Here is a 3,192-nt window from a genome sequence, read left to right as displayed (position 1 = left end):
TCCTGGAAAGGTCAGCAGGTGTTAGCAAGAACTAGCATCTGCTGACCTTTCCGGGCATTGTTTTATCTATGTAGTTTGTCTATAGCAAAGGGAGCAGGGAGCAGGGAGTAGGGAGTAGGGAATATGGCATCAAAAATGCTCACAATTGATTTAGGTACCCTATATCTACCAAGTAAAAGGATAAAGTAAGAAATTGGTAGGTTTTTTGAGGAGACAGGAGACAGGAGCGTGCGTAAAATTAAAATTAACAAGTTTAAATTAACAAGTTTCAATGTTGCAGCCTAGTCTTAAGAATGATGTTGAGACTGATAACTCTGAGTCTTTAACTGTAGAGCAAGCGATCGCAAATCTAAAAGGAAACGACCAGGGGCTTCGCTATTATGCAGCATGGTGGCTAGGAAAGTTCCGAGTCCGGGAACCACTGGCAATTGATGCCCTAATTGCTGCGCTACAAGATCAGCAGAACCAGACAGAATTAGGAGGATATCCTCTGCGCCGGAATGCCGCCAGGGCACTGGGCAAACTAGGAGACCATCGAGCTGTGCCTGCGCTGATTGATTGTTTAGACTGCCCGGATTTTTATGTTAGGGAAGCAGCGGTACAATCTTTAGCGATGTTAGAAGATCGTACCTGTATTCCCAAGCTGATCAAACTCCTAGACGGAGGTTTATCAGCAGCCCAACCTATACCGGGATGTCCCCACCTCGCCCAACCCTACAATGCTGTGATCGAAGCTTTGGGGAATCTTGGTGTAACTGAAGCGATTGACCTGATTGAAATATTCCTAGAACATCCCAACGAGTTGGAACAGTATGCCGCCGCACGGGCGATGTACCAGCTAACTCAAAACCCTACTTATGTTGAACCTTTAATCAAAGCTTTGAGTGCTAATCAAGTGCAACTGAGGCGGGCAGCTCTTTCCGATCTCGGGGCAATTGGTTATTTACCAGCAGCAGATGCGATCGCTAAGACCTGGGCAGAAAATAGTCTCAGGTTAATCGCGCTCAAAGGAATTCTAGAGAATTACTTAGAAAGCCATCCCACTGATGGTTGCCACCTATCGGAGACTGCAATTAGAATTATGAATTTGATGGATGGTCTTCTCTGAAGTGTGAAGTATGAAATCTGAAGTATGAAATCTGAAATAATTTTATCTAACCATTACGTTACAACTGGCAAGTTTTAATACTTTTACTTTTTGCCTTGAACCTATTGCTTTGAACCTAGCCGAAGGAAACACCTAGGGCAAACAACCTTTAAGCTTATATCATATCAGGATAATTACCCTTAATAAAAATCTCCCCATCTCCCCATCTCCCCACACTCCCCTAAGATTATTGGTATTCAACCAGACTTGATATTAGACCCCTGCATGACCAACACAACCCAAGAGCAAGAATTAATTCGAGCTGTGAGAGAGGCAGATTCTGCCTATAGTTTAGTAAAAGCAGTGAGAATCCTGGCTAATGCCCATTTAGAAGCTGCAATCCCCACTTTAATTGCAGTTTTTAGCTACAATAACCCAGGTGCAGCAGAATTAGCTGCTGGTGGGATAGTGCGATTCGGGAAAACAGCAGTAGCGCAATTGCTAAACCTAATTGATGACTATAACTACGGAGGTAGAGCCTGGGCAATCCGCGCACTATCAGGTATTGGCGATCCTAGAGCCTTCGATACCTTAATCGAAGCTGCTGAAACTGACTTTGCTATGAGCGTCCGTCGAGCTGCTACAAAAGGTCTGGGCAATCTGGACTGGGACGATATGCCTAGAAATAAAATTCCTGCTGCCCAAGAGCAAGCTTTTAAAACACTACTGCTAACCTGCCAAGACTCAGAATGGGTAGTTCGTTATTCTTCCGTAGTAGGATTGCAAGGTCTAGCTACTGCTGTAGTCGTCACCTATCCAGAGCTGGCTGAGACTATCAAAACTCATTTAGCCCAAATGTTCAAGACTGAAACCGATTTAACAGTGCGCACCCGTATCCAACAGGCTATCCAACAACTTGCATGAAGAATAACTAATTAAGAACGCCGAATATTAAAACAACACCAATCCTGATGCTTCCAGAGGGTGGCGACAATCCAGTTATTTTGTTCTAGGGTATCAGCAATTGGTTTCACCTGATCTAATAACACACCACTGATAACTCCCCAGCTAGTGGGTTTCGCTATAGCACTCATTAGTGGAATTAAATCAATAATTACCTCTGCCAGAATGTTGCAGAGGATTCCATCTACTGGTTCACCATTAGTAAGCTTAGACAAGGTTTCTAGACTACCCTGTTCTATCACCAGATCCTGGTCAGACATGTTGTTAAGAGAGCGGTTGTTGCGGGCAGCACCCACTGCTAAGGGGTCAGTATCGACGCCATAGACCTTTGTAGCCCCTAACAACACCGAGGCAATGGAGAGAATGCCCGAACCACAGCCAATATCCACTACCACATTGTCCTGATCACTGCTGAAGCCTAGACGCATCTCTAATGCTTCCAGGCATAACTGAGTGGTGGGATGGGTACCTGTGCCAAATGCTGCTCCAGGATCAAGGCGTAACAACATCCGTTCGGAAGGGTCTGGTAAAGGTAGCCAAGCGGGATAGATCAAAAAGCGATCGCCAACTTCTTGGGGTTCCCAGTATTGTTTCCAACTACTTGCCCAATCTTCCTCATCAATCAGGTGCCACCGAGTTATGGGTACTGGCAGCCCTACAGTAAGGGCGTCCTGATTTACCCAAAGGGCAAGGGCGGCCAAATCCAACAGCTGTGCTTGTATTTGGGGTAAGTGAGCAAGCACTAGTTGAGAATGTCCCTTAAGCTGGCTGGACATTCCTCGACAACCAAACTTTTCTAGTCGCCAGAAGATTAAATCCTCTAAGGCAGAGTCGCACAAAATTTGAATTTCCCACCAGCTATTTGCCATATCTTAGTTCCGATTTGACACTCCCCGCCCGCTTATGAGCGGGGATTCTTAGTTCCTCGACATGCCTTAAAATTAGCTATCCGTCAAAGGCAATACTTAAGCCGAGTACCCGTTTAAAAACCAAATACCTAGCCTAATTTAACTAACCCCAGTGGGCTTATCTCCCTAAGCGTTGAGTTTACTCAGTTTCCGTGTGCCCCACGGTACTTTTTAATCTTTAAGGTTTGCTTTACTGGTTTTCGGTATCTATTAGGATCCATACGTTTTTAATGA

3 protein-coding genes are annotated in these 3,192 nt (G+C 45.0%); 2 read left to right on the top strand and 1 reads right to left on the bottom strand.

Annotation, left to right across the window (positions count from 1 at the left end; translation table 11 throughout):
* Positions 1-271 precede the first annotated feature (271 nt).
* The gene (gene cpcE / locus F6K20_RS31035; protein ID WP_008184547.1) at positions 272-1,108 is read left to right on the top strand and encodes a C-phycocyanin alpha-cysteine-84 phycocyanobilin lyase subunit CpcE; all 837 of its coding nucleotides are present in this window, start codon (positions 272-274) and stop codon (positions 1,106-1,108) included.
* Positions 1,109-1,372: 264 nt separating this feature from the next.
* On the top strand, positions 1,373-2,011 hold the full coding sequence (cpcF, locus tag F6K20_RS31030) for a C-phycocyanin alpha-cysteine-84 phycocyanobilin lyase subunit CpcF (RefSeq protein WP_008184545.1): 639 nt from the start codon (positions 1,373-1,375) through the stop codon (positions 2,009-2,011).
* A gap of 11 nt (positions 2,012-2,022) precedes the next feature.
* Here the strand turns inward: cpcF and prmA are convergent, their stop codons facing one another.
* The gene (prmA, locus tag F6K20_RS31025) at positions 2,023-2,919 is read right to left on the bottom strand and encodes a 50S ribosomal protein L11 methyltransferase (protein ID WP_008184542.1); all 897 of its coding nucleotides are present in this window, start codon (positions 2,917-2,919) and stop codon (positions 2,023-2,025) included.
* Positions 2,920-3,192 lie beyond the last annotated feature (273 nt).

The organism is Moorena sp. SIO2C4, assembly GCF_010672485.1.
GTDB lineage: Bacteria > Cyanobacteriota > Cyanobacteriia > Cyanobacteriales > Coleofasciculaceae > Moorena > Moorena producens.
This window is presented reverse-complemented; position numbering and strand designations above follow the sequence as displayed.

Coding starts and splice junctions, on each gene's coding strand:
- cpcE (WP_008184547.1), top strand. CDS start 272: ATGTTGCAGCCTAGTCTTAAGAATGATGTTGAGACTGATAACTCTGAG.
- cpcF (WP_008184545.1), top strand. CDS start 1,373: ATGACCAACACAACCCAAGAGCAAGAATTAATTCGAGCTGTGAGAGAG.
- prmA (WP_008184542.1), bottom strand. CDS start 2,919: ATGGCAAATAGCTGGTGGGAAATTCAAATTTTGTGCGACTCTGCCTTA.